General features: G+C 60.6%; 23 protein-coding genes. 7 read left to right on the top strand and 16 right to left on the bottom strand.

Features of this window, described 5'->3' with window-relative positions; translation table 11 throughout:
- Positions 1-55 precede the first annotated feature (55 nt).
- From AC1RT4_RS27465 to AC1RT4_RS27405, 13 genes are all read right to left on the bottom strand, one after another.
- A complete protein-coding gene (locus AC1RT4_RS27465) occupies positions 56-934 on the bottom strand; it encodes a transporter substrate-binding domain-containing protein (protein ID WP_011331934.1) in 879 nt (292 codons plus the stop codon).
- Positions 931-1,728, bottom strand: a complete 798-nt coding sequence (locus tag AC1RT4_RS27460) for an amino acid ABC transporter ATP-binding protein (protein ID WP_273897917.1) — start codon at positions 1,726-1,728, stop codon at positions 931-933. The genes AC1RT4_RS27465 and AC1RT4_RS27460 overlap by 4 nt, the downstream gene beginning before the upstream one ends.
- Complete coding sequence (locus AC1RT4_RS27455) at positions 1,725-2,384, bottom strand: amino acid ABC transporter permease (protein WP_041475107.1); 660 nt, start codon at positions 2,382-2,384, stop codon at positions 1,725-1,727. The genes AC1RT4_RS27460 and AC1RT4_RS27455 overlap by 4 nt, the downstream gene beginning before the upstream one ends.
- Positions 2,365-3,030 carry an amino acid ABC transporter permease gene (locus AC1RT4_RS27450; RefSeq protein WP_007918712.1) on the bottom strand — a complete coding sequence of 222 codons (666 nt, stop codon included), beginning with the start codon at positions 3,028-3,030 and terminating at the stop codon, positions 2,365-2,367. The genes AC1RT4_RS27455 and AC1RT4_RS27450 overlap by 20 nt, the downstream gene beginning before the upstream one ends.
- A 463-nt stretch (positions 3,031-3,493) precedes the next feature.
- Entirely contained in the window at positions 3,494-4,291 is a 798-nt protein-coding gene (locus tag AC1RT4_RS27445; protein WP_007952772.1) for a MetQ/NlpA family ABC transporter substrate-binding protein, read from the bottom strand.
- A gap of 164 nt (positions 4,292-4,455) precedes the next feature.
- The gene (locus AC1RT4_RS27440; RefSeq protein WP_085746316.1) at positions 4,456-5,388 is read right to left on the bottom strand and encodes a sigma 54-interacting transcriptional regulator; all 933 of its coding nucleotides are present in this window, start codon (positions 5,386-5,388) and stop codon (positions 4,456-4,458) included.
- Between the two features lie 56 nt (positions 5,389-5,444).
- Positions 5,445-6,026 (bottom strand): alpha/beta hydrolase, encoded by a 582-nt coding sequence (locus AC1RT4_RS27435; protein WP_007952774.1) that lies wholly within the window; start codon positions 6,024-6,026, stop codon positions 5,445-5,447.
- A gap of 169 nt (positions 6,027-6,195) precedes the next feature.
- The gene (locus AC1RT4_RS27430; RefSeq protein WP_003220570.1) at positions 6,196-6,597 is read right to left on the bottom strand and encodes an ExbD/TolR family protein; all 402 of its coding nucleotides are present in this window, start codon (positions 6,595-6,597) and stop codon (positions 6,196-6,198) included.
- Position 6,598: 1 nt separating this feature from the next.
- Complete coding sequence (locus AC1RT4_RS27425; protein WP_085608585.1) at positions 6,599-7,324, bottom strand: MotA/TolQ/ExbB proton channel family protein; 726 nt, start codon at positions 7,322-7,324, stop codon at positions 6,599-6,601.
- Between the two features lie 45 nt (positions 7,325-7,369).
- Positions 7,370-8,182, bottom strand: a complete 813-nt coding sequence (locus AC1RT4_RS27420) for an energy transducer TonB (RefSeq protein WP_493089215.1) — start codon at positions 8,180-8,182, stop codon at positions 7,370-7,372.
- 379 nt (positions 8,183-8,561) lie between these two features.
- Entirely contained in the window at positions 8,562-8,888 is a 327-nt protein-coding gene (locus AC1RT4_RS27415) for a hypothetical protein (protein WP_039764506.1), read from the bottom strand.
- Between the two features lie 181 nt (positions 8,889-9,069).
- Positions 9,070-10,413: an aryl-sulfate sulfotransferase gene (locus tag AC1RT4_RS27410; protein WP_493089212.1), complete on the bottom strand. Its 1,344-nt coding sequence runs from the start codon at positions 10,411-10,413 to the stop codon at positions 9,070-9,072.
- 23 nt (positions 10,414-10,436) lie between these two features.
- On the bottom strand, positions 10,437-12,797 hold the full coding sequence (locus AC1RT4_RS27405; protein WP_493089210.1) for a TonB-dependent receptor: 2,361 nt from the start codon (positions 12,795-12,797) through the stop codon (positions 10,437-10,439).
- Between the two features lie 165 nt (positions 12,798-12,962).
- Between AC1RT4_RS27405 and AC1RT4_RS27400 the strand changes: the two genes are divergently transcribed.
- Together AC1RT4_RS27400 and AC1RT4_RS27395 are read left to right on the top strand one after the other, a co-directional pair.
- Positions 12,963-13,907, top strand: a complete 945-nt coding sequence (locus tag AC1RT4_RS27400; RefSeq protein WP_493089208.1) for a LysR family transcriptional regulator — start codon at positions 12,963-12,965, stop codon at positions 13,905-13,907.
- Positions 13,908-14,008: 101 nt separating this feature from the next.
- Entirely contained in the window at positions 14,009-15,619 is a 1,611-nt protein-coding gene (locus AC1RT4_RS27395) for an alkaline phosphatase family protein (protein WP_493089206.1), read from the top strand.
- Between the two features lie 222 nt (positions 15,620-15,841).
- Here the strand turns inward: AC1RT4_RS27395 and AC1RT4_RS27390 are convergent, their stop codons facing one another.
- Complete coding sequence (locus tag AC1RT4_RS27390) at positions 15,842-16,750, bottom strand: TauD/TfdA dioxygenase family protein (protein WP_493089204.1); 909 nt, start codon at positions 16,748-16,750, stop codon at positions 15,842-15,844.
- 180 nt (positions 16,751-16,930) lie between these two features.
- On the opposite strand from AC1RT4_RS27390, the gene AC1RT4_RS27385 reads away from it, so the two are divergent.
- Positions 16,931-17,851: a LysR family transcriptional regulator gene (locus tag AC1RT4_RS27385; protein WP_039764497.1), complete on the top strand. Its 921-nt coding sequence runs from the start codon at positions 16,931-16,933 to the stop codon at positions 17,849-17,851.
- Positions 17,852-17,890: 39 nt separating this feature from the next.
- On the opposite strand, the gene AC1RT4_RS27380 is transcribed toward AC1RT4_RS27385, so the two are convergent.
- Positions 17,891-18,904: an ABC transporter substrate-binding protein gene (locus tag AC1RT4_RS27380; protein WP_493089202.1), complete on the bottom strand. Its 1,014-nt coding sequence runs from the start codon at positions 18,902-18,904 to the stop codon at positions 17,891-17,893.
- A gap of 303 nt (positions 18,905-19,207) precedes the next feature.
- On the opposite strand from AC1RT4_RS27380, the gene AC1RT4_RS27375 reads away from it, so the two are divergent.
- Genes AC1RT4_RS27375 through AC1RT4_RS27365 form a run of 3 tightly spaced genes read left to right on the top strand, consistent with a single transcriptional unit; the run spans position 19,208 to position 23,243 of the window.
- Complete coding sequence (locus AC1RT4_RS27375; RefSeq protein ID WP_493089200.1) at positions 19,208-20,806, top strand: ABC transporter permease; 1,599 nt, start codon at positions 19,208-19,210, stop codon at positions 20,804-20,806.
- Positions 20,803-21,618, top strand: a complete 816-nt coding sequence (locus AC1RT4_RS27370; RefSeq protein WP_273901307.1) for an ABC transporter ATP-binding protein — start codon at positions 20,803-20,805, stop codon at positions 21,616-21,618. The genes AC1RT4_RS27375 and AC1RT4_RS27370 overlap by 4 nt, the downstream gene beginning before the upstream one ends.
- Positions 21,619-21,632: 14 nt before the next feature.
- Positions 21,633-23,243: an arylsulfatase gene (locus AC1RT4_RS27365; protein WP_493089198.1), complete on the top strand. Its 1,611-nt coding sequence runs from the start codon at positions 21,633-21,635 to the stop codon at positions 23,241-23,243.
- Positions 23,244-23,297: 54 nt separating this feature from the next.
- On the opposite strand, the gene AC1RT4_RS27360 is transcribed toward AC1RT4_RS27365, so the two are convergent.
- The gene (locus AC1RT4_RS27360; protein WP_493089196.1) at positions 23,298-24,371 is read right to left on the bottom strand and encodes a fatty acid desaturase; all 1,074 of its coding nucleotides are present in this window, start codon (positions 24,369-24,371) and stop codon (positions 23,298-23,300) included.
- Between the two features lie 100 nt (positions 24,372-24,471).
- On the opposite strand from AC1RT4_RS27360, the gene AC1RT4_RS27355 reads away from it, so the two are divergent.
- Positions 24,472-25,476 carry an AraC family transcriptional regulator gene (locus AC1RT4_RS27355; RefSeq protein WP_493089194.1) on the top strand — a complete coding sequence of 335 codons (1,005 nt, stop codon included), beginning with the start codon at positions 24,472-24,474 and terminating at the stop codon, positions 25,474-25,476.
- The last annotated feature ends 58 nt before the right edge of the window (positions 25,477-25,534 follow it).

Here is a 25,534-nt window from a genome sequence, read left to right as displayed (position 1 = left end):
CACGCTCCGCGTGGGAACGATCATCTCAGCGTGGAAACGATCATGTACCAGGCAATTAGCCCTGCCACTTCCCGCCTTCGACAATCACGCTCTCAGGCTTGGTGTCATCGCTCAGCTCTTTACGCACGTATTGGTCATACAGCTTGAGCAGGTATTTCTCTTCGCCCAGCTTGGCCAACTCCGCGTTCACCCAATCGCGCAATTCGATATTGCCCTTCTTCACCGCCGGCGCAATCGGTGCTTCGGCGCCAAGTTTTTCGTCCAGCACGCGGTAGCCCGGGTTCTGCTTGGCCCAGCTGAACAGCACCAGATTGTCCTGCGCGTAGGCATCGCCGCGGCCGTTGGCCAGGGCTTGCAGCGACTCGGAGTTTTTCTCGAACTTCAGCAGTTTCCAGTCCGGGTGGTTTTTGGTCAGCCAGATATCGGCGGTAGTGCCGGTGGTGACGATGGTGGTGCGGGTCGCCAGATCATCCAGTTTCTTCACTTCACTGCCCTGAGGCACCAGCGCCTGCACCGCGACCTTGAGGTTCGGGTTGGTGAATTCCACCGCTTCCTTGCGCTCCGGAGTCACGGTCATGTTGGCGAGGATCAGGTCGACCTTGTCGCTTTGCAGGAACGGAATGCGGCTCGCCGGCTCCACGGCCACGAATTCGACCTTGTTTTCGTCGCCCAGCAGATCCTTGGCGAATTGACGACCGATGTCGGTATCGAAGCCGACGTAGCGACCGGCTTCATTGACGAAGCCGAACGGCGGCTTGTCGGTGAACACGCCGACGATCAGTTTGTCGCGGGCCTTGATCTTGTCCAGGTAACCGGCCGGCGCGGTGCTTTCGCTGGCGACTTTCGGCTTGGCCGGTTCTTCGGTCTTGTTGCAGCCGGCCAGCAGCGCGAGGCTGATCAGCGGTAATGCAAATAGGGCTTTGGCAGTTTTCATGGCAGTTCCAGTTCCTTGGTTTGAGACGTTGTGGGCGAAGTCGTTGAAGTCAGCGCTTCGACGTAGGAGAACTTCTCCAGGAACTGCTGCGCGCGTGCGGTTTGCGGGTTCGTAAAGAAAAGCTCGGGCGGGTTCTGTTCAAGGATGCGCCCGGCATCCATGAACACGATGCGATCGGCCACCGCGCGGGCGAAGGCCATTTCGTGGGTGACGATCAACAGGGTCATGCCTTCGCGGGCCAGGCCCTGAATCACTTCCAGCACCTCCTTGACCATTTCCGGATCAAGGGCGGCGGTGACTTCGTCGAAGAGCATGACCCGCGGGTTCATGCACAACGAGCGGACGATGGCGATGCGTTGCTGCTGTCCACCGGAGAGCTGGCGCGGGAAGGCGTCGCGCTTGTCCGACAGGCCTACGCGTTCGAGCAACGCTTCAGCTTGCTGCTGTGCTTCGCGGCGTTCGCGCTTCTGCACCTTGAGCGGGCCGAGCAGCAAATTGTCGAGCACGCTCATGTGCGGAAACAGGTGATAACTCTGGAACACCATGCCGATCTGCTGACGCACTTCGCGCCAGTCGGTGGCCTTGTCCAGCAATTCGCGACCGGCAAATTTCAGGTGGCCGCTGTGGGCGGTTTCCAGACCGTTGAGGCAGCGCAGCAGGGTACTTTTACCGCAGCCGCTGGGGCCGAGGATGACGATGACTTCGCCGGATTTCACTTGCAGGTCGATGCCCTTGAGCACCTGCTGTTCGCCGAAGAATTTGTTGAAACCCTGAAACTCGATCAATGCGCTCATGCTTGCGTCCAGCGCCGCTCCAGCACACGCGAGGCGGCCGACAGCGGGTAGCAGATGAAAAAGAAAAACAGGAACAGCGCGCCGTAGATCAGCACCGATTCGTAGGTGCGCTCGATGATCTGCTGGCCAACCTTGATCACATCCACCACGCCGATCAGCACCGCCAGCGAACTGGTCTTGATGATCCGCGTGTAGACGTTGATGGTCGGCGGCGTCATGCGTTTCAGCGCCTGGGGCAACAGCACGTAGCCGTAGAGCTGCGCCGCGTTCAGACCGATCGACAGCCCCGCCTCACGCTGCCCGCGCGGCAACGAATGCAGCGCACCGCGCGCCACTTCGCCAACCTCGCTGGCGCCCCACAGCGACAGCACCAGCACCGCGCACCAGAAGCTCGGCAGGCTCAGGCCGAAGAAAATCGGCAGGCCGAAAAACAGCAGGTACAACCAGACCAGCACCGGAATCGCCCGGAACAGTTCCAGATAGATCCGCAACAATGCGTTCAGCCACCTCACATTGAGCGTGCGCAGCACGCCGTAGAGCACGCCGCCGACAGTGCTGATGGCGATGCTCAGGAATGAGATCGACAGGGTTTGCCCGGCGCCTTTGGCCAATTGCGGCAACGACACCCAGAGCAGTTCAAGACCCGAACTGGCCATGCTGGAGCCTCCTTTCCAGACGGCTCAACAGCAGCGACAGCGGCAGGAACAGCAGCACGCAGATCAGCGTCAGCACGGCGAGCATTTCGTAGGTCTTGTAGTAGAGCGCGATGTAGCTTTTGGTGGTGTAGAGAATTTCCGGCACCGCCACTGCCGAGACCACGGTGGTCTCCTTGAGCAGGAAAATGAAATTGGCGAACAGCGACGGCAGGCTGAGGATCCCCGCTTGCGGCAGGATCACGTAACGCAGCAACTGGCCGTGGGACAGACCGATGGAGCGGCCCGATTCAAGCTGCGCCTGAGGCACCGCATCGACGCCGGCGCGCAGCACTTCGGTGAGGTAGGCGCCGCCGAGAAAAGTCATGGTGATGATCGCCGCAGTGAAACCGGAAACCTTGATCCCCAGCGCCGGCAGCGCGAAGTAGACGAAGAACAACTGGATCAGCAGCGGCGTGTTGCGCGCCAGCTCCACATACAGCCCGACCAGTTTTTGCAGGTAAGGCGTGCGGAACACCAGAATCGTCGCATTGAGCAATGCCACCAGCAGCGAGGTGCCAATGGCGATCAAACCGACCTGCAGCGTCACACCCACGGCTTTGAGAAACGCCGGCAGGGTGCTGAGGATAAATGCGTAATCGAAGGTCATGAAACATCCTGACGCCGCTCGGTAAGCGGCGGTGGTGCAGTCCATGGACAGCGGGTAACTGTCCGGCAGGCACCGACTTTAAAGGTATAAGAAAAAGAATTTAAATACCGTTAAAGCATATTGATATCACGCAAAAAACTATCCTGCGGGTTTGCTCCTACAGAATAAGAAGGCTATTTTTCCTTTCGCTGTAGGACGGATCTTTTTTTCGTAAAAGCCCTCCAAGGACGAACAGCTTTTGGCCAGACTCCCCCGGCCAACCCCATAACAAGGAAGAGAACATGGACGTAAAAGTGCCGCAGCGACCGGACCCGCAGGATTTCGTGAAATGGCTGGTGGCCTTGCGCAGGGCGTTGAAAACCAGCGCTGCCTGAGTTATCCACACGCAAGAAAAAACGCCGATGACCATCACTGGTCATCGGCGTTTTTTTTCAACCTTGAAGGGGGTTGTGGCTACGTCGGATCAGAACGCCGGCAGTACCGCGCCGTTGTACTTCTTCTCGATGAACGCTTTGACTTCAGGGCTGGTCAGGGCAGCGGCCAGTTTCTTGATGGCGTCGCTGTTCTTGTTGTCTTCACGAGCGACCAGGAAGTTCACGTAAGGCGAATCCGCGCCTTCGATCACCAGGGCGTCCTTGGTCGGGTTCAACTTGGCTTCCAGCGCGTAGTTGGTGTTGATCATGTCCAGATCGACTTCTTTCAGAACACGCGGCAGCAGGGCCGACTCCAGTTCCTTGAACTTGAAGTTGTGCGGGTTCTTGGCGATGTCTTTTGGCGTGGCCAGGGCGTTCTTCGGATCTTTCAGTTCGATCAGGCCGGCCTTCTGCAGCAGGATCAGTGCGCGACCACTGTTGCTGCCTTCGTTCGGAATGGCGATGGTGGCGCCGTCCGGCAGTTCGGCCAGGGTCTTGTACTTGCTCGAGTAGCCACCGAACGGTTCAACGTGAACGCCTTGCACGGTCACCAGGTACTTGGCCTTGTCGTCCTTGTATTTACCCTGGTTGAAGCTATTCAGGTACGGCAGGGTCTGGAAGTAGTTGGCGTCCAGACGCTTTTCGCCAACCTGTACGTTCGGCTGAACGTAGTCAGTGAAGACCTTGATTTCCAGATCCACGCCTTCTTTGGCGAGGGTCGGCTTGATCAGTTCGAGGATTTCAGCGTGCGGCACCGGCGTCGCGGCAACCACCAGTTTCTCGCCGGCCTGGGCCAGGGAAGCAGTCAGAGCAGCCGCCAATGCGGTAAACAACAGAACCTTTTTCATGCAGTGTCCTTATCGAAAATCGGTCGTCATCGACGACGGCATTAATACGTGTGCCAGCGATGTGCTACTGCTGGCGTGAAGCGGACAATACCGGGATTTTTTATTCCCGGACAATAACGTTTATTCAGCTTCATATTCCATTTTGTTCATGTTAAATAAAATGGTTACAACGCCTCACTCAGGCTCAACAGCAATTCTTTCAATGCCTTACGTTCGTCGACGGTGCCGTTGAGGCTCACGCTCGCCACCTGACGCTCGATCTGAACCAGCGGCCCAGACACCTCGGGCAGGTTCAGGTGCTCCGGCAGGATTTCGTCGCCGGTGCTCACCAGCAACGCAAAATGAATGACGTTTTCCAGCTCCCGGGTGTTGCCCGGCCAGCTGTGTTGTTCGAGCACCTGCTGCGCCGCTTCGCTGATCAGCGGCACCGGCAGATCCAGGCGCTGGCTGTAGATGCCGAGGAAGTACTCGGCCAACGACAGAATGTCGCCGACCCGCGCGCGCAATGCCGGCAGTTCCAGATGCCCTTCGCTGAGATAGTGATAAAGCCGCTCGTGGAACTTCCCCGCTGCTACTGCTTGCGCCAGATCGATGCTGGTCGCAGCGACCAGCCGCACGTCCACCGGGCTCGGCTGATGCGCACCGACGCGGGTGACTTCGTGGTTCTCCAGGGCGGAAAGCAACTTGATCTGGATCGGCAGCGGCAGGTCGCCGATCTCGTCCAGGTACAAGGTGCCGCCGTTGGCCGAACCGAACCAGCCGGCGCGACTGCTGGCCGATCCGCTGTAGCTGCCGGCGGCGTAGCCGAACAATTCGGCATCGGCGTAGGTCGGGCTGATCGCGCCGCAATTGACCGAGACAAACAGCCCGCTGCGATCACTGGCACGGTGAATGTGGCGGGCGAGCAATTCCTTGCCGGTGCCGGTCTCGCCGCGAATCAACACCGAGATCGAGCGCGGTGCGAGTTGGGCCATTTCTTCGCGCAACTGGCGCGAGCGTGGATCGACGAACACCAGCGCCTTGGCGCGAATGCTCAGGGGACTTTTTTCCGCATCGGGAAAGGTCAGCAACGGCTGACCGAAGGTTTCAAAACTCATGGCAGACTCCCGCCCCAAATCGCCGGGAGACGGGGGCGTTGAAAAAATAAAAGTGTTCAGGCACGGCGCCGGGCGTGGTGTTCCATGCGGTTTTGCAGGCGATACAGATAAGCGAATCCCTGCTCCCAGCGTTGATGCCCGGACTTCACGTTGATATGGCCGGCGCCTGCGAGAATCCCCGCCTCGGCGCCCCAGTTGCGCGCCAGTTCCAGCGCACGCGGCGCACTGACGGCGGCGTCGTTGTCGGAGCTGACGACCTGGCTCGGGAAGGGCAGCAGATCGGTCGGGATCGGTGCGAAGTTGCGCAGTGCCGGCACGCACGCCGGGCGCTCGACATCTGCCGGCGCAACCAGCAGCGCCCCGCGCACCTGACGCAAATGATGCAGCGGCGCGGTGGCCGCCCAGTGCGCAACAGTAATGCAGCCGAGGCTGTGCGCGATGAGAATCACCGGTGAGCTGTCGGCGGCAATCGCCTCGGCCAGCGCCGCGACCCAGTCTTCACGACGCGGCGTCAGCCAGTCGGCCTGCTCCACCCGCGCGCTGTTGGGCAGACTGTTCTGCCAGTGGGTTTGCCAATGATCTTCTGGCGATCCTTGCCAGCCCGGCACAATCAGATAGCGGATTGATTCGTTGCGCATGGGGGAGCTCTCCTGCGTCGTGTCTGTTCCTGAAGGAGTATAGGGACGGGATTTATATTCGTTAAGGAATAAGAAGCTATTTATTAAGACCTTAAAAGAATATAAATCCTCAGGCAAAAAAAGGGGCCGCACCCTGCCAAGGAGACGGCCCCGGAAAAACGTGAAACCCTTATCGTGCAGTGATCACCGACAGCTTGGTGATGCCCGCCCGCTCAATCGAAGCCATGGCTCGCGCCACTTCGCCGTAATTCACCCCGTCGTCGGCCTGCAATTGCACGCGCACTTCCGGGTCCTTGGCCTTGGCCGACTTGAGGTTGAACTCCAGCAGGTCCGGCTGGATTTCGTCCTTGTTGATAAACAGTTTTCCAGCGCCGTCGATGCTCACCACCAACGGGTCTTTCTGCTCGACCGGCGCCACCGCTTCGGTCTTCGGCAGGTTGATCGGTATCGCGTTGGTCAAAAGCGGCGCGGTGACGATGAACACCACCAGCAGCACCAGCATCACGTCCACCAGCGGCGTCACGTTGATCTCGCTCAGCACCTCGTCGCTGTCTTGCGTGGAGAAGGCCATATCAGGACGCCTCCTTCACTTTTGTTGCGTTGCCCTGGGCCGCAGCCTTGTGCGCGGTCGGGTGGATCAGCACGCGGAACGCGCTCTTTTGCGCCAGGCTGTAGAAGTCGTGGGCAAAGTCATCCAGGTCCGCCGCCGTCAGTTTCAGACGACGCAAAAAGTAGTTGTAAACCAGCACCGCCGGCACCGCGACCGCGATCCCCACACCGGTGGCGACCAGCGCTGCACCGATGGGCCCTGCGACCGTTTCCAGGCTCGCCGAGCCCGCCGCGCTGATGCCTTTCAACGCTTCCATGATTCCCCACACCGTGCCGAACAGACCAATGAACGGCGAGGTGCTGCCAATACTCGCGACCACCGCCAGACCGGTTTCCAGCGAACGGCGCTCGCGGACGATCTGCTGGCGCAAGGCGCGTTCGAGACGATCCTGATGGTTGATCGCCTGGCTCAGGTCATTGGCCTGCGGCGCCTCGCCCACTTGTATCGCCGCATAACCGGCCTGTGCCACCCGCGCTGCGGCGCCGGGCTGGGTTTCGCTCAACTCGGCGGCGGAGTCCAGACTCGACGCCGCCCAGAAGCGCTTGTGAAATTTGCGGTCCTGCGCCTTCAACCGGCCGAACTGCAGCGCCTTGAGCAATGCCAGGCCCCAGGTGGCGACAGAGAAGACCACCAGCAGCCAGATCACCGCGCTTTCGATGGATTCCAGTGGAGATGCCAGTAACGTCATGATGTGTTCCCTCGTGTAAACGTTTAGCGCGAAATTGGTTTCGGTTTAATGAATCTTGAAATCGATGGGTACGCTGACCCAGCCGTCCTGGGCGACATCACCCTGCTTGGCCGGCACGAAGCTCCAGCGCTTCACGGCGTCCAGCGCCGCGTCGTCGAGCTGTTGCCGGCCACTGCTTTTCTGAATCTGGATCTCGCCCGGTTTGCCGCTGGCCAACACGTGCACCCGCAGCAACACCGTGCCTTCCCAACCGCGACGCTGGGCCAGCGACGGATATTCCGGCGCCGGGTTCTTCAGGTACGCCGCGTTGGCCGAGGCCGGCGTCACTGGCGCAGGCGCTGGTGGTGCAGGTGGCGCTGGCGCGGCGACCGGAGCGGCCGTTTGTGGCGGAGCCGGTGGTTGCTCGACCGCTTTTGGCGCCGGTTTCGGTACGGGTTTGGCGACCGGTTTCGGTTTGGGAATCGGCTTCGGTTTGGGTGGTGGCTTGGTTGCCAGTTCGTCCTCCACCGGGGGCGGAGGCTCGACCACCGGTGCTGGTGGCGGCGGTACAACCACAGGTGGTGCCGGTGGCGCCGGGCGCGAAAACTCGATGGTCATCGGTGGAATTTCCGGCGGCACGATCGGCAGCGCCGGTGTCGGATGCTGGTTGATCCAGTAGATCACCGCGCCGTGCACCACCAGCGCCAGAACGCCGAGCAGAATCGTTTCGCGGCGGCTCAGAATGCCCTTGGGCGCGCGCTGCAAACGCAGCTGCCCCAACGGCACGCGATGGGGCCGGCCGAGATCGACCAACTCGCCGCTCGGCGCCTGGCGCCACAGCACCTCCTGTGCACTGGCGGCGGTCTGGACATTGCCCATTGATTTACTCCCTGCGGTCTCTTTGCGTTTTTTCGCGTAGCCGATTCGCCGCTTGTTGAATCCCCCACGGCGTGATCGATGGGTCAATCATTGGGCTAGACGCTTATCTCCGAAAGTAATCTTTCATGTTATGAATAGACGTTTATGGAATATATAAAACGGTCATTTCCGCCAAAGCCACGGCCTGCAAGGCTTCCAGCGATTCGCCGGAATCGACATGCTTTCCCGGCATAAAAAGTATTCATCCAAGGCATCGGGTTATCGATGACCCGGTATTCAGTGACAACTAATACCAAGGTGATAGTTGACGAAGTTTTTAAAGGACAAACAAAAAGGCCGATGCATGTTTAATGCATCGGCCTTCGATTTACGGAATTTATTATTGCTTCAGAAACTCACCACCCAAGTTCACAACTTCGCCATCGAAGTTCACGCGGGAGCCGGTAGCCCGGAGTTTCGCGTAGTTATGATCAGGCGAAAACAGCGTCCAGGTCTGATACCCACTATTTCCGTTCTGAGCCAGCACCGCGATTGTGGTCGGGTTGCCGGTGCTGTTCTGGAAGTGGTAGTTCCCGTAACGGATGTCGTAATTCACGCCACCCTGGCTGAGGGTGCCGCTAAAGCTGCCATTGGAATCATTACCGTCGGTGATAACCAGCTTGGCGCCAGAGTTGGCATTTACATAAGTGCCATTAATGCTCGACATAACGAGATTTCCTTTATCGTTGGATAAGTGTCTTCCGATGAGAGCAAGTTTCCTCCTGGAAACTCACGACACTCAGGATGGTTGGACATTCATTTATTGTCCACGCGACTTTTCAACGAAATTGCTATATGCACTATTCATGTCGCTCATAACTTATTTCGATTCGGAAGACTCTTAATAACTAACGACTGGCATTGGTCTGCTGCACACCAAAGGCCGGCGCAATCACTGCCGTTTCCGAGCGCGGCGTACCTGCCGGCACCCAGTCATAACTCACAGGAAGGGCCCGATAGACCCAGTTGCTGATCGCGTCGCTGCCCGGCGCCTTGCCCAGATAAGGGCTGACGTATTCCCAGACGTTTTCACCGCTGGCCGTCACCTGGAAAAACCGCCCGTTCATGCCTTCATCGATCAGCGTATTGCCGTTGGGCAAGCGCCGCGCGCTGCTGATGAACGAGCTGTAAAACGCCCACCCCGGCTGCTTTGAATTCGCCGCGCTGTACTGCCAGACGATTTCATTTTTCACCGGGTCGATCTCCAGCACCCGCGAACCGGAAATCAGCCCCAGCGTGACGTTCGGGTAACCCGCCGAACCCTGGTTGTCGAACACCAGCAGGTTGCCCGCGCCGGGCAGTCCGGCCGGGATGATGTGCGCGTCATGCTGGCCGACGAACTGGTCCACCGGGCGCGGGATTTTCTGCGCGGTTTTCGGATTGGCCAGAGGCAGATTCGGCCCCAGGCGCCAGACTACTTTGCCGCTGTGTTTGTCGATGATCGCGATGAAGTTCGCGTTGCGCGAATCGATCAGCAGGTTGTCCGGGTTGAAGCGCTTGTCGCCGGCATCGAACCACTTGTTCGGCCCGACCAGGCTGAGGTTGTTGATGTGCAGGTAATCCGGATTTTCACTGGCGCGAACAAGCTTCAACTGCTCGGCGGTGAAGCCAAACTCATTCAAATGATCCGACGCCAGCCACTGCCATTTCACCTCGCCGGCGGGGCTGACTTCATAGATCGCGTCGTCGATCACCTCGGGCACTTTGAAGCCTTTGACCTTGTGCACCTTGTTCGCCAGCACCACGGTGTTGCCGTTGCTCAGGCGACGCTGATCGTGATGCTGTTGCGCGGCGCCACCGGGGGCCTTGTCGCCCCACTGCCAGACGACTTTGCCATTCCAGTCCAGCTCGCCGACGCTCTGATTGCCGAGGCCATTGCCGGCGGAACCGAGCTTGCCCGGATCCTTTTCGCTCAGTTGCAGCAACACATGGCCGCGCTCGCCACCGACCAGTTGCGGGTCGATGATCGCCGACGGGAAACCGGCCTGAGGCCAGTTCTTGACCTCGTTGCCGTTCATGTCGATCAGGTGCGTCTGCTTGTCGGCACCGCTGAAGATCACATATTGATTGAAGGCCTTGGCCGGGTCGTAACGGGTGACGCCGGTGGGGTAGACGCTGGGTGCGGCGAGCGCCCCGACACTGAGCAATGCGCCGGACAACAACACCGGTAAAGCGGTTTTGATGCGCAACATGATGCAGCTCCTTGAGAGATCAATCAGAAGTCGTAGCGACCGGTGACGCCGAGGGTGCGCGGCGTACCGAGCAGGCCTTCATAGCCGCCGTTGCCGCCGGTCCACAGGGTCGTGTAGTAGGTTTTGTCGAAGGCGTTTTTCAGCCACAGCGAGACGTCCCACTGACCCTGATTGAAATCGCCGCGCAGGCCGGTGGAGAGATTGACCACCGCGTAACTCGGGATCTGGCCGTAATCGGAATCTTCGACCGTGCCCACCGCTTTCGAGCGGAACGCATAGCTGCCGGTGACGTAAGGTTGCAGACCGTTATCCAGATTCCATTCGTACTTGCCGTTGGCGTTGCCGATCCATTTCGAGGCGCCGACCACCTGATGGCCGCTGAGATCGCAAGAGGCCGGAGCACCCGGTGCCTGGCTGACTTCCGGCGGGCACGGGGCGTCCTTGTACGAGAGGTAACTGACGTCGTTGTACGAGCCGTTGAAGTTCAGCGTCAGGCCGCGCAACGGGATCACGGTGCTCTCGAACTCCACGCCACGTGAGCGCACTGAACCGGCGTTGGTCAGGTATTGCACCCGGTTGACGTCGTCGTAGGCGTTGGTCTGATAGGCGTTGACCTGAGTCCAGAACACGTTGGCGTTGAGCTGCAAACGGCGATCCCACAGGGTGCTCTTGAAGCCGAGTTCGGCGTTGTTGGCGCGCTCGGTGCCGATCAGCAGCGAGTCGGCACCAGCGGTCGGGGCCGAGCCGACCACAAGGTTGACCCCACCGGATTTTTCACCGTGAGACAACGTGGCGTAGCCGAGCAGATCATCGGTGAAGCGATAGCTGAGATTGAGCAATCCGGACGGGCTGGAGCTGTACTGGTTCAAATCGCCGGAATCGTAGGCGCCGGTCCGGCCACGTCGCGCAGTGGCGGCGGCACCCGTGACAGCGGCGCCACCGACCGGCGCATCACGATTGACCCAGGCGTTCTTCTCTTCATAGGTGCCACGCACCCCGGCGGTGAAATCCAGACGCGGGGTCAGATGCCAGGTGCCTTGGGCGAACAGCGCGAAGCTGTCGGTCTTGATATGGCCACGACCGACGCTGTTGACGTTGGCCAGCGCGCCCCGTGGCGTGCCGTTCCAGATGTCCGCCTGCGGGCCGTAATAGGCGAAGGATTTGTTGTCCAGGTCCGAGCCGAAATAGTAGGCGCCGAGGACGTAATCGAAGAATTCGCCCTTGGGCGACGCGAGACGAAATTCCTGGGAATACTGTTTGTCCTCCACCGACACCCCGGCGTTGTAGGTCGCCGGCACGTTGAGGCCATCGTCGTTGCGCGGGGTGAAATTCCAGAAGCGGTACGAGCTGACCGAGGTCAGGGTGAAGTCGCTCGGCAGGGTCCAGTTGGCCTCCACCGACGTGCCGCCCTGATGCACGGTGACGTGCTGGTCGCTGTCCAGATTGACCTTGCGGTGCGAGCCGTTGACCAGCGTCGCACCGGCAGCAGCGGCGCGGGCCGAGTAGAGATTGACGCCATTGATGGTCGGCCCGGTGTTGTACAGCACGCGGGTGCCGGCGCTGGAATCCTCTTCGTTGTAATCACCGATCCAGCGCAGATTGAAGTTTTCGTTGGGCTTGAACAGCAACTGCGCACGGAAACCGTCGCGGGATCCGCCGTTCAGATCATGGCCGTTGAATTCGTTCTTGATGTCGCCGTCACTGCGGGTGCGATAGGCCGACAAACGCCCGGCCAGCACATCGTTGAGCGGCCCGGAAATCGTGCCCTTGGTCTGGAAATACCCGTCCTCGCCGACCGAGGTTTCGATGCTGCGCTCCGGGGTGAAACTCGGCGCGCGGGTGCTGATGTTGATCACCCCGGCGGTGGTGTTCTTGCCGAACAACGTCCCTTGCGGCCCGCGCAGGACTTCGAGCTGTTCGATGTCCATCAGGTCGAACACCGCCATCCCCGGGCGACCCAGATAAACGTTGTCGATGTACAGCCCGACGCTGCCTTCCAGACCGTCGCTGGCCGGGTTGTTGCCCAGGCCCCGGATCGACACGCTGGACTGGCGCGCATGCATGTAGGCGACGTTGACGCTGGGCACCAGTTGCTGCAGATCCTGAATCCGGTAGACCCGTTGCGTCTCCAGAGTCGTGCCGCTGACCACGCTCATTGGCGTCGGCACGTCCTGAGAACTTTCTTCGCGACGGCGAGTGGTGACGGTCACGGTTTCCAGTTGCGAAGTGGCGGTCGCGGTCTTGCCTGCCGGTGCCGGCACAGGGGTTTCCGTTTCCGCAGCGTAGCCTTGGGTCCAGCTGGCACTCCCCGCCAGCAACAGGGCCAGAGGCAGACGTTTGAGCCGTCGTGGCGGCGGCGGTGAAGCGAGGTTCAACGGACTCATGGGGCTGCTCCTGGTCAAAAAACACGCAGACATCTTCCGTGCCGCATATTCTTTTAAGTTATTTATTTATGTTTTTACAAAGATTTACTGCATAAGAGATTGCCTTTATAAGGAGTCGACCTAATGCATATCCAATGCATTTCCCGGATATTTTTTATGTGAAAAATGCATATCGACTTGCGCCAACTCAGACACTTCATCGCCCTTGCCGAACAACGCAGCTTCGTCGCGGGCGCGCAGGCGGTGAACCTGTCGCAGTCGGCGTTCAGCCGCAGCATTCAGGCGCTGGAGCACAGCGTCGGTTGCCAGTTGGTGGATCGCGGGCGCAAGGAATTGCCGCCCACCAAACAGGGCCAGGTGCTGCTTGAACACGCGCGGCGACTGGTCAGCGGCGCACAGCAGATGGCCAACGAGATCAGCCAGTTCAACGGGCTGGAGGCGGGGGAATTACGCTTCGGTTGTGGTCCGGCGCCGGCGGCAGGATTGATCCCGCGAGCGATCGGCAGCTTCATCGGCCGCTACCCGAAAGCGCGGGTGCATTACCAGGTTGATGACTGGCAGAGCCTGAGCAAACGGCTGCTGAGCGAAGAGTTCGAATTCTTCGTTGCCGACACCCGCCACTTCGAGGCAGATCCGGATTATCTGACCCACCGGTTGCGACCGCGCAAATGGCATTTCTGCTGTCGCGCCGGGCATCCGCTGGCCGCATCGGATCGAGTCACGGCCGAACAATTGATGAGTTATCCACTGGCCGTCAGCATTCGCCCGCCGAATCTGCGCAAGGTCATCGTCGACCTCAGTGGTCGCCCGGATTTCGTCCCGAATGTGGAGTGCGAAAACAGCGCAAGCCTGCTCGGCGTGGTGTTGCGCTCCGATGCGATCGGCATCGTTGGCGCTTATTCGGATGCCCTGCATCAGGCCCGGGGTGAGCTGGTTTGCTTGAAGGTCGAAGGGTTGCCGGATGATCTGGAGGAGCTTTATACCCGTTACGGAATTGTCAGCCGCGCCGGGTATCGCTTGTCACCGTTGGCCGAAGCGATGATCGAGCAGATCAAGGCAATCGACGCGGTGGAAGAAGAGGTGTGTTCACTGGCGAACCTCGCCGTCTGAGCCCATGCGTTTCATGCATGGCAAGCATTCCCCGAATGCACTTGCCGAACACCCTCGCCGAAAGCGAAAAACCTCGCCTGTCTTTCTGACTGGTGAACCCCATGTCCAACCCGCAAAACCCCGTGCGCAACGTGCTGTACATCATGTGCGATCAACTGCGCCGCGATTACCTTTCCTGCTACGGCCACCCCCACCTGCACACCCCGAACATCGACCGTCTGGCCGCCGCCGGCGTGCGCTTCAGCCGCGCCTATACACAGGGCACGATCTGCGGGCCGTCACGGATGTCGGCCTACACCGGGCGTTATGTCAGCAGCCATCAGGTGGCGTGGAACGCGGTGCCGCTGCCGTTGGAAGAACTGACCATCGGCGATTACCTGCGCCCTCACGGCATTCGTACTGCGCTGGTCGGCAAGACCCACGCCACGGCCAACGTGGATGCCTTGCAACGATTGGCGATCAACCCTGAAAGCGCGCAAGCCGAAGTGCTGAACGAAGTCGGCTTCGAGCCGTACTTTCGTCACGACGGCATCTTCCCCGACGACCCGCTGTTCGATGACAAACGCGAATCCGCTCCCTACACCCATTACCTGCGCGAGCAGGGTTTCGAAGGGCGTAACCCCTGGCACGACTGGGCCAACGCGGCAGAAGGCGACAACGGCGAAATCCTCAGCGGCTGGAAAATGCGCAATGCCCATTTGCCAGCGCGAATTCCCGAGCAACATTCAGAGACTGTCTACACTACAAATCGAGCCATCGACTTCATCGGTGAGCAAGGTGAAAAACCGTGGTTTTTACACCTGTCCTATATCAAACCCCACTGGCCCTACATCGTACCGGCGCCGTACCACACCTTGTACAGTACGAAATCGATTCTCGAACCGGTACGTAATGCCTCTCCAAGCGACCACCCGGTCTATCAGGCCTTTCGCCAGCATGAGGAAAGCCTGAATTTCTCCAAAGATCCGGTACGACTGAACGTGATCCCGACGTACATGGGCCTGGTCAAACAGGTCGATGATCAGCTGGGGCGGCTGTTCGATTTCCTGCAAAGCAACGGCCGTTGGGAGGACACGCTGATCGTGTTCACCAGCGATCACGGCGACTTTCTGGGCGATCACTGGCTGGGGGAGAAGGAGTTTTTGCTGGAACAGGCGGTGGGCGTCCCCTTGATCGTGCGTGACCCGCGTGCGGCGGCGGATGCCACGCGGGGCACGGTGGATGAACGCCTGGCGGAAACCATCGACGGCGTGCCGACCTTTCTCGAAGCGCTGGGCGTGACGGGGGCCGAGCATCGACTGGAGGGTCGCTCGTTGATTCCGCTGCTGCACGGTGAAAACCCTGACTGGCGCCACTATGCGATCAGCGAATACGACTACGCCTTTCAGGCCCCGGCACGTGAGCGACTGGGCCAGCCGATCGACCGCTGCCGCATGACCATGGTGCGCAGCGAACGCTGGAAATACCTGGCGTACGATGGCTTCCGGCCGCAGCTTTTCGATCTGTTGAATGATCCGCAGGAGCTGCAGGATCTGGGCGCGGACCCGGCGTATGCGACGGTGCGCGAGGAGCATGCGGGGTATCTGTTCGAGTGGGTGCGCGGGCTGAAGCGGCGCACGACGATCAGTCATCAGGAGATTGATTTGCGGGGGCAACGGTTTCGTTATGGAGAGCCGGAGACGGAGAAGATGGTGCAGATTGGGGTTTGGTAGAGATCGAGCGAAGGCAAGAGCAAGAGCCCCCTCACCCTAACCCTCTCCCGGAGGGAGAGGGGACTGACCGCGGGATATTGGTGATTTACGCTGACCTGTATGAGCTTTGCTGAATCCATAATCGACTTGATCCTTCAGATCGATGTATAGCGCCAGACACCTCGGTCAGCTCCCTCTCCCTCCGGGAGAGGGCGGGGGTGAGGGGCTTTTGATCTTCTGCTCTTACTCGCGCCCTTTGATGGTCTGACTACGCTGCCCATTCGCCCCGACCGGCACTTCCCCTTTGAGCGTCACCCGACGCACCACACGATCCTGAGTGCCGTAATCATCAATCGCATAATGCTGCGTCGAACGGTTATCCCAGATCGCCACGTCACCGGCCTTCCAGCGCCAGCGCACGACGTTCTCCTGGCGGATCACATGACTTTGCAGCAAGCCGAACAGGTGCGCCGAATCCGCCTGGGAATAGCCCTTGATGCGTTTGACGAAATGCCCCAGCAGCAAGCTCTTTTCGCCGCTGATCGGGTGCACACGCACTACCGGGTGCTCGGTCTCGTAAACCGTCGAGGTGAAGATCTTGCGATAGCGCTCGAGCTTCTCCGCCGACACGTCCGGCTTCACGGCGGCGTAGTCGTACTCGTTGCTGTGCACGGCCACCAGTTTGTCTGCCAGCTCACGCAATTCGTTCGGCAGTTCGTTGTACGCGGTCGCGGTGTTCGCCCACAGCGTGTCGCCACCGAACGCCGGAGCCACCACCGAGCGCAGGATCGAGGCTTTCGGGTAGGCATCGACGAAGGTCACGTCGGTGTGCCAGGAGTTGGCGCGCTGCCCTTCGGCGCCGTCCAGCTCCAGCAGGTAACGGGTGCCCTCGCGGGACGGCACGGTCGGATGCGCTACGGGCTCACCGAGCAGATGCGCGAAGGCTTCCTGGCGTTGATCGTCGAGTTGGGTCTGCTCGCGGAAGAACACGACCTTGTACTGGATCAGCGCCTGTTGAATGGCTTCAACCGTCGCGGCATCCAGCTCACCGGACAGGTGCACGCCACGGATTTCGGCGCCGATACGGCCGGCCACCGGATGAATGTCCAGCGCGTGGACAGCGGGTTTTACAGCGAGTGCGGCATTGCTCATGGGTAGACCCTCATCGACTGCTTGCGGTTGGACGGCAGCGAAACAACGCTCTATCTATATTCCATTTACATCTAATAGATATTCACATGCTTCGTTGACGGAATAAGAGCTTGCATTTAAAACCTCAAGCAACCTCGTCGCAAATGCCTTCGAGCTATTTTTAGGATGCCGGAAAAGCATATGGATCTTCGCCAATTGCGCTACTTCATCGCCCTCAACGAACACCGCAGTTTTGTCCGCGCGGCCGACGCCATGGGCATCACTCAACCGGCGTTCAGCCGCAGCATTCAAGGGCTGGAGCAGGAGTTCGGCTGCGTGCTGGTGGATCGCGGCAACAAGGATCTGCGCCCCACGCCCGAAGGCCAGGTGGTGCTGCAACACGCGCTGACCCTGGTGCAGGGCGCCGCACTGCTCAGCGCCGAAGTGACGCAAATGACCAAGCTCGACGCCGGCGAACTGCACTTCGGTTGCGGCCCGGCGCCGGCGGTGAAACTGGTGCCGGACGCGGTGGCGCAATTCATCAATGCGCACCCGAAAGTGCGCACCTGTTTTCAGGTGGATAACTGGGAAAAACTCAGCCGCGCCCTGAGCCGCGAGGAGATCGAATTCTTCATCGCCGACATCCGCCATTTCGAGTCCGACCCGAACTTCCAGACCCAGCCGCTGACGCCCAAGCGCGGGGTGTTTTTCTGCCGGCCGGGGCATCCGCTGCTCGCCAAGGAAAGCCTGTCGACCAACGACATGTTCGACTACCCGCTGGCGACCACGCTGATCCCGCCGGGCATTCGCAAACTGCTGGCGAATCTTAGCGGGCGGATCGATTTCTCACCGACCATCGAGACCGAGCATTTTCCGGCGCTGGTGAAAGTGGTGCTGCAATCCAACGCGATTGGCGTCGGCACTGAAGAGGCGTTTGTCGAGGACATCGCCCAAGGCTCGCTGGCGCTGCTGCACTGGCGCAATCTGCCGCAGAACCTGGAGAGCATGAATGCGCGGTGCGGGATTGTGAGCCGCACGGGATTCCGGCTGTCACCGGCGGCGCGGGCGATGATCGAGACGCTGGTGGCGGTGGACAAGCAGGAGATCAGCGTCGCGGTTTGAGGGTCATTCCCACGCTCTGCGCGGGAATGACCGCATGACTCAGAGCTTCGCAGCCGCCAGTTCAGGCGCTACCCACTCGTTCACCTTGAACGGCTTGCGGATCAGCTTCTGCTGCGCCGCCAGATCCACCTTGCCCTGCAGGTTTTCGAGGAACAGCGGGTCCAGTGTCGAAGGGAATACTTCGCTCAGATTCTGATCCTTCAGATCCTGGGTCAGGATCACTGGCGGATAACTAGCCAGTCCCGACACAAGCTGCACGTAAGCGTCCTTGTTGCTGTCCTGAGTCAGCCACTCCACTGCCTGTTGCTGCGCTTTGAGCAACTTCGCCACGGCTTCCGGATGCCCGTCGACAAACTTGCCAGTGCCCACCAGCACCGACTGCACACTGCCGGCGCCGCCAAGGTCTTTGGTGTTAAGCGGCAACTCGGCCAGGCCTTTGGCCTGCAATGCAGTCAGACCGGAGCTGCCCCACGACGCATCGATCTGCTTCGCCGCCAGCGCCGCAACCGCTGCGTTGAAATCGAGGTTGATCACTTTCACGTCCTTCTCGCTCAGGCCCACGCTGGCCAGTGCCGCATCGAACGACAACTGGGTCGCGGTGCCCCGGAAGATCGCCACGCGCTTGCCTTTGAGATCCTGCAACGTCTTGATCCCCGAACCCGGCACCACGCCCAGGTATTGCTTCACACCCCGGGCGCTGGCGCTGAGCAGGCGCGTATCCAGACCGTTGGACTTGCCGATGATGGCCGCCAGATCCCCCAGATAGGCCAGATCCACTTGGCCATTGGCGAACGCCTCGTTGATCACCGGACCGGCGCCCTTGAAGAAACTCCACTGAATCTTGATGCCCTGATCGGCGAAGGCCTTTTCGAAGATCTGCTGATCACGCAGCACGTCCACGATGCCCCCGCCGCTGTGTTGAGTACCCGCGCTCAGATCAGGCACGGCAATCCTGATTTCCTTGAGCTCGTCGGCCTGGGCAGAGAACACCAGCAGACCCGCCAGTGCCGGCGCGGCAAACAGACTGATGACACGTTTGAAGGGAAGGTTCATGGGTGCGGCTCCTGATCACGGCGGGCATTGAGGAGCCGAAAGTAGGCGCAATCCGTATCAGCGCTTAAATACTTAAAAAGCACATTTTTATAGCTTTTCACGCTAAGCCAGCAAAGTCGGGACATGCAGAGCCGTATGCATGGAGAGCATCGAAAATATTCTTCGAATGCATTGGATGCGCGCAGGGCTGGAGGCCTTAAATGGCGCTGCTTATCTCCAAAATGATTATTTTCCAACTCGCTTATAACCATTGGTTCTTAGCTAATTCCGCTGACTCGATCCAACCCGACAACGGAGGTCACCATGGCCCGTGAATCCCTGCTCAGCCTGCCACTGGCCGCACCGCCGTTGAAAAGCCGGCGTACCTGGCCAAGCCTGAGCCACCGCGTTTTACCCTGGATATTACCGCTCGGACTGTTCGCCCTGTGGTGGCTGGCGGCGCGCAATCAATGGATGAGCGAACAGATCCTGCCGGCGCCGTCACTGGTGTGGAACAGCGCGATCGAGCTGTCCCAGGGCGAGTTGTGGAGTCACTTGTGGATCAGTCTGCAACGGTTGTTCTGGGGCCTGCTGGCGGGCGTTACCGCCGGCGCGGTACTCGGTGCGGCACTGGGTTTCAGCCGTCGTCTCGAACGCTTGATCTTCCCGACTTTCGCCGGCCTGGCCCAGGTGCCGACGCTGGCGTGGATTCCGCTGTTCATGGTGTTTTTCGGCATCGGCGAAGTGCTGAAACTGGTGGTGCTGATCAAGGCCATTGTGGTGCCGGTGACCCTGCACACCTTGGTCGGCGTGCGTGACGCACAACCGAAACTGCGCGAAGCCGCCGCCGTGTTGCGCCTGCCACCACGGTTGCTGATTCGCAGACTGGTGCTGCCCGCCGCCCTCCCCGCTTTCATGGCCGGCGTGCGACTGGCGCTGGCCGCTGGCTGGACTTCGTTGCTTGCCGTCGAGCTGCTGGCCTCCAGCGAAGGTATCGGTTACCTGATGGTCTGGGCGCGTCAGTTGTTCATGCTCGACATCGTCTTCGTGTGCATCGTAGTGATCGGCCTGATCGGCGTGGCGATGGATCGCGGCATCGGCCTGCTGGACAGGAAACTGGTGCACTGGCCGCACCCGGCCACGGCAGAAATCCGTCGCGGCCCACGCTACGAAGGCTGGCAGCGCGTGCAGCCGTGGCTGCTGCCACTGGCGCTGTTTGCATTGTGGCAACTGGCGGTCGATCAGCAATGGGTCGACGCCAACATTCTGGTCAGCCCGTTGGCGGTGCTTGAGGCGACGAAAAACGGATTGCTCGATGGCACGTTGATCTCGGGCATGGCCCTGAGCCTGGGCCGCACACTCGGCGGCCTGTTGATTGGCGGCGGCCTCGGCCTCGTTCTGGGTTTGCTGCTCGGTCTGTCACGCACCAGCGAACGCGTGCTCGGGCCGACCCTCGCCGCCCTGCGCCAGATCGCAATTTTCGCCTGGGTGCCGCTGCTCACCGCCTGGTTCGGTCTGGGCGAACTGGCGAAGTGGGTGTTCGTCGCCCTCGCCGCTTTCTTTCCGTTGTTTGTCGCGACCCAACGCAGCGTCGCCAACCTCTCGCCACAACTCAACGAAGCCGCGCAGGTCCTTCGCCTGAGCCTCGCTCAACGCCTGCGGCGACTGGTATTGCCGGGCGCCGCGCCGGGGATTTTCGCCGGCCTGCGCCTGAGCCTGATCTACGCCTGGCTCGGCACCATCGGCGCCGAATACTTCATGCCGTCCAATGGCGGCATCGGCAGCCAGATGATCGGCGCCCAACAACTGCTGCGCATGGACCTGATCATGGCCGGGATGCTGCTGGTCGGCCTCACCGGCGCCCTGCTCAACCTCATTGGCCAACGCCTGGAAATCCGCGCCACCCGCTGGAGACACGCATGAACGCACCGATTGTCAGCTTCAACCATGTAGGCAAATCCTTCGACGTCGACGGTTTCGAACTGGAGGCGATTCGCGAATTCAACCTCGACATTGCCGAGGGCGAATTCGTCGCCATCGTCGGCTCCAGCGGCTGCGGCAAATCCACCTTGCTGCGTTTGCTGGTGGGCCTCGACACACAATTTCGCGGGCAGATCAGCGTCGATGGCAAAGCCGTCAGCGGCATCGGCGGCGAGCGCGGCATCGTGTTTCAGGAACACCGTTTATTCCCGTGGCTGACGGTGGCGGACAACATTGGCCTGGGCCTGGTCAACGAGCCGCTGAGCGCCGCTGAAAAGCAGCAACGCATCAACGATTTCATCGAGCTGGTGGGCCTGCGCGACTTCACCCGCGCCTACCCGCATCAACTCTCCGGCGGCATGGCCCAGCGCGTGGCGATTGCTCGCGGTCTGGTGGCGAGCCCACGGATCCTGTTGCTCGACGAACCTTTCGGCGCCCTCGACGCGCTGACCCGCCAGCAGATGCAGGACGAGCTGCTGGCAATTCGCGAGCGGGCAAAGATCACCACGATTCTGGTCACCCACGATGTCGAGGAAGCGATTTTCCTCGCCGACCGCGTGGTGGTCATGGAACCGCGCCCCGGCCGGATCAAACAGGTGGTGGACATCGCCCTGCCCCATCCGCGCCAGCGCAGCAGTTTCGACTTCCACCAGTTGCGCGAAGAACTGCTGCACGAGCTGACCAGTGACGACCATTACCAACCGAGCGCACCGGTGCAGATCCGCGATCTGCCGCTGTCGTTCATTGCCTGCTGAACAGGAGCCTGTTGATGCCGCAACGTCCCAACTTTCTGGTGATTCTGGCCGATGACCTCGGCTTCTCCGACATCGGTGCCTTCGGCGGCGAAATCGCCACGCCGAACCTCGATGCCCTGGCCAACAATGGCCTGCGCCTGACCGATTTTCATACCGCCCCAACCTGCTCGCCGACCCGCTCGATGCTGCTCACCGGCACCGATCACCACATCGCCGGCATCGGCACCATGGCCGAAACCCTGACCCCGGAGCTGATCGGCAAACCGGGTTACGAGGGTTACCTCAACGACCGCGTCGTCGCGCTGCCGGAGTTGCTGCGCGAGGCCGGTTACCAGACCTTGATGAGCGGCAAATGGCACCTGGGCCTGACCGCCGAACTGGCGCCCCACGCCCGAGGTTTCGAGCGTTCGTTCTCGCTGCTGCCCGGCGCGGCGAACCACTACGGATTCGAACCGACCTACGATGAACACACGCCCGGCCTGCTGAAATCCACCCCGGCGCTGTACATCGAGGACGACACGTTCATCGACGAATTGCCCAAGGATTTCTATTCCTCCGACGCCTTCGGCGACAAGCTGTTGCAGTACCTCAAGGAGCGCGATCAGAGTCGGCCGTTCTTCGCGTATCTGCCGTTTTCCGCGCCGCACTGGCCGTTGCAGGCGCCCGCCGACATCGTCGAAAAATACCGTGGCCGCTACGACGCGGGACCGGAAGTGCTGCGCCTCGAGCGTCTGGAAAAACTCAAGTCGCTGGGACTGATCGAGCCGGATGTCGAACCGCATCCGCTGATCCAGCTGACCGCGCAATGGGCTGCGCTGAGCGATGAGCAAAAACGCATTTCCGCCCGGGCGATGGAAGTTTACGCCGCGATGGTCGAGCGCATGGACTGGAACATCGGCCGCGTCGTCGATTACCTGCGTCAGCAAGGTCAGCTCGACAACACCTTCATCCTGTTCATGTCCGACAACGGTGCCGAAGGCGCGCTGCTGGAGGCCTTTCCGAAATTCGGTCCGGAGCTGGTGACCTATCTGAGCCAGCATTACGACAACAGCCTCGACAACATCGGCCGCGCCAATTCCTACGTCTGGTACGGCCCGAACTGGGCGCAGGTGGCGACCGCGCCGTCTCGCCTGTTCAAGGCGTTCACCACCGAGGGCGGGATTCGCGTTCCGGCACTGTTGCACTATCCGCAGCTGCCGCTGAAGGGGCAGATCAGCCATGGTTTCGGCACGGTGATGGACATCACACCGACCATCCTCGATCTGGCCGGCGTGCGGCATCCGGGCAAGCAGTGGCACGGTAAGCCGGTGGCGCCCTTGCGTGGTAAATCGTGGCTGGGTTTCCTGTCCGGCGAGACGGCGCAGGTGCATGACGAACACACCGTCACCGGCTGGGAACTGTTCGGGCGCCGGGCGATTCGGCAGGGGCAATGGAAGGCGGTGTGGATTCCCGGGCCGGTGGGGCCGGCGACCTGGCAGCTTTATGACCTGGGGAGTGATCCAGGGGAGATTCATGACCTGGCGTCGAGTCAGCCGCAGAAGCTTGAAGCGCTGATCGAGCATTGGCAGCGGTATGTGGAGGAGACCGGGGTGATTCTGAGCGAGTCGCCGTTTCAGCCGGATTGAGGAGGGGCTGATGTAAGGCTATCGCCGGTTCGCCGGCGATAGCTTCGGATACCTTCAAGCCTGAGCCGTCTGCACTTCTTTCTGGAGGACTTCCTCCTTGCGAACAAACCGGTTCGCCCGCCCGAACGTCCCGAAATCATTAAACCGAACCCCCATCTCCCGCATCACCTTATGCGCCACCGGCACCGTCAGCTGGCGAATATAAAATGGCTCCTTCACCACAAAATGATGAATCCCGTGACTGCTGCCGAAGTTGAAGCAGAACGCCTGCAACGGCCACAGCCACCACGGGTTCAACACCTGACATTGCTGAAGCACATTGCCCGGTTCCACATCCCCGTAGTAATGCATGTTCGAACTGATGAAGTGCAGGCAGAAGGTACGCAACACGTTCGGGCCAATGATCACCACGGCGGCGATATCGATCACTTGCATCACCGACAACGTGGTCGCCGACCATTCAACCGGCGAGCCCATCAAGTAGGCGATGCCATTGGCGGCATGGAACCCGAGAAACACATACCACGCCCCCCAATGCACCAGCGCCAGCGGCGCGTAGACCTTCAAAGTGCGCTTGATGATGCTGAACTTATGCGCCCAGGTCTTGGCCCGCAGCATGCGGATGAACGCTGACATCACGTTGTCCCCGACCATCAGCAACCGCGCAAAACCCCAGGGCTCGCCGTTGGTGATCGCCCGCTCTTCCATGTCGGTTTCAGTGCCGGACACCTTGTGATGATTGAGGTGCAAATGACGGCGGATCCACGGGTTGATCGTGCTCGGCCGCGCCAGCCATACCAGACCCATCATCAGGTTGTGCGGCACCCGCTGTTTGCGGAAATACATGCTGTGGATCAGGTCGTGTTCGAGCTCATGGGTCAGCGAGGCGAAAAACGCGTTGAGCAACAGGCACGCCCACCACGCCATGTGCCCGGTGATATAGAGCGCCGCCGAACCGATCATCCCGGCCAGGGCAAACGCCAGAATCCCCGCGCCGAGTGCGTCCTGATGCTTGAGAATCGGGTAGCGCTCACGCAGCTCGACGCCTTTGGCCAGCACCACTTCGCGAATATGCGCTGATCGCTGGGCAGCATTGTGTCGCTGGGGACTTGCAGAAGTACGGTCCATGCTTCCATCCTCTGGTTATTGATGTTCGCATCCTGCCCCGCGCAGGGTCCGGACGCGGTAGCCGAGAACGCCAACCTGTTGACCGGAAGCGCCAATCAGCATGAAGGAACCGACTTCTCTCGCCAGCTGGACCCGTGCCCTGCGCAAGCAACTCGACGCGCTGGGTCTGGACAGCACTGCCCTGTGCCAGCAGGCCGGGCTCGATCCGCAACTGATGGACGACCCGAACGCCCGCTATCCGTTGTCCGCGACCACCCGCCTGTGGGAAATCGCGGTGCAGGTCAGCGGTGATCCGGCGATTGGTTTGCGAGTGTCGCGCTTTGTCAGCCCCACGACGTTTCACGCATTGGGCTACGCGTTAGTGGCCAGCGGCAGCCTGCGGGAAGTGTTCGAGCGGATCGTGCGTTATCACCAGGTGGTCAGCGACGCGCTGGAACTGGAGCTGACCCGCACCGAAGACCGCTATCGGTTTCGCCTGAAGATCCCGGCCGACAACCCGGCGCCCGCCTTCGAGGCCATCGACGCGTTTGCCGCGATTTACGTGCGCACCTGCCGCAATCGCCTGGGCCGCGACTACGCACCATTGGCGGTGTATCTACGTCGCCCGGAACCAGCCGATGCGCATCAATGGCACAAGGTGTTCCGCTCGCCGGTGCATTTTTCCGCAGACGAGGACCGGATCGAATTCGCCCTCACCGACTTCGACAGCCACCTCGACGACGCCAACCCGGAACTCGCCGAGCACAACGAAGCGGTGCTCAAACGCACCCTCGCCCAGCTCAAGCCGCTGACCTGGGAGCGCAAGGTACGCGACGCCATCGAAGAACAACTGCCCGAAGGCGAACCCAGCGCCGAACGCATCGCCCAGGCCCTGCACCTGAGCCTGCGCAGCCTGCAACGGCATCTGGCGGACGAGGGTTGTCGCTTCGACACCCTGCTGAACGAAAGCCGCGAAAACCTCGCACTGCTGCACCTGCGCGATCCGCAATGCTCGCTGAGCGAGGTCAGTTATCTGTTGGGATTTGCCGACACCAGCAGCTTCAGCCGCGCGTTCAAACGCTGGACGGGGATGACGCCGGGGCAGTTTCGGGATCAGTTGCGCTGAGGGGGCTGGAATTTGTACTGAATCGACCAGCCTCTTCGCGGGCAAGCCCGCTCCCACA

It is taken from the genome of Pseudomonas sp. GW821-FHT11D10, from assembly GCF_058808435.1.
The sequence above is the reverse complement of the archived record's forward strand: the minus strand, read 5'-3'. Positions and strand labels throughout refer to the sequence as shown.